The sequence below is a fragment of the Bradyrhizobium sp. IC3195 genome, from assembly GCF_020193585.1.
Classification (GTDB): Bacteria; Pseudomonadota; Alphaproteobacteria; order Rhizobiales; family Xanthobacteraceae; genus Bradyrhizobium; species Bradyrhizobium yuanmingense.
The window spans coordinates 1-1224 of record NZ_JADYVG010000070.1 but is presented as its reverse complement, the minus strand read 5'-3'; the positions used below and the strand labels follow the sequence as shown (position 1 = coordinate 1224).

The 1224-nt window shown below is 62.0% G+C and carries 1 protein-coding gene and 1 pseudogene; both read left to right on the top strand.

What is annotated here, in order from left to right; all coding sequences use genetic code 11:
• Positions 1-652, top strand: a 652-nt coding sequence (locus tag I6F09_RS37130) for a flagellin (RefSeq protein WP_276573885.1), incomplete at its 5' end; no start/stop codon positions are given.
• A gap of 359 nt (positions 653-1011) precedes the next feature.
• A pseudogene (locus I6F09_RS37125) lies at positions 1012-1224 on the top strand (flagellar protein); the annotation flags it as partial.

Here is a 1224-nt window from a genome sequence, read left to right as displayed (position 1 = left end):
CGGGCTGCTGACGATCTCGACCACCAACGACTACGCGTCCTCGACCATCGGTTCGAGCGCCGCGGGTGGTGCGATCGGCGGCACGCTGACCTCGTCGCTGACGTTCTCGACGGCTTCCAGCCCCGTCCAGGACGTCGTCGCGCAGACCTCGCGTGCCAACCTGGTGTCTCAGTTCAACAACATCCTGAACCAGATCGACACGACCGCGCAGGACTCCTCGTTCAACGGCGTCAACCTCTTGAACGGGGACCAGCTCAAGCTGGTGTTCGACGAGACCGGCAAGTCGAACCTCAGCATCACCGGCGTGACCTACAACTCCAAGGGTCTGGGCCTCGCCTCACTGACCAGCGGTGTCGACTTCATCGACAACGCTGCCACCAACAAGGTGCTGACCAACCTCAACGCCGCCTCGAGCACGCTCCGCTCGCAGGCCTCGAGCCTCGGCTCGAACCTCTCGGTGGTGCAGGTTCGTCAGGACTTCAACAAGAGCCTGATCAACGTGCTGCAGACCGGCTCGTCCAACCTGACCCTGGCCGACACCAACGTCGAGGCGGCCAACAGCCAGGCGCTGTCGACCCGCCAGTCGATCGCGGTCTCCGCGCTGTCGCTGGCCAACCAGTCGCAGCAGAGCGTGCTGCAACTGCTCCGCTAAGTCGCGGACGACATCGCAAGCAAGATCCGGCGGCGGGGCTTCGGCTCCGCCGCTTTCTTTTTGCGCCGGCGTGCGAGTGCTGCCCGGCAAGGTCGCAGCGGTGCATTCGATGCAGCCAATTGCTCACTCTCAGTTATGGTTGACAAGTCGCAAATGCCTCATCGGTGCACGGAAAAGCACCGTCCTATCATGACGATATGGGTGAGAACGCTGAGGCTCCGGATGCGCACATGGTGAATCGGTGGAGGGCCTGGCGCGACTCGCTTCATGCTTTGTTAGCCCACAACGTTCACCGTCCCGGCCATCGATTAATCCTAATCGAAGTTTTGTTGCGTTGCGTACCAGAAGGGTAACACTCAATGTCCGGTATCGTTCTCTCCGCGTCGGTTCGCCAGAACCTGCTCTCCCTCCAGTCCACCGCTGATCTTCTCGCCACCACCCAGAGCCGTCTGTCGACCGGCAAGAGCGTCAACTCGGCCCTGGACAATCCCACCAACTTCTTCACGGCCCAGTCGCTCGACAACCGCGCCAGCGACATCAACAACCTGCTCGACGGCATCGCCAACGGCGTG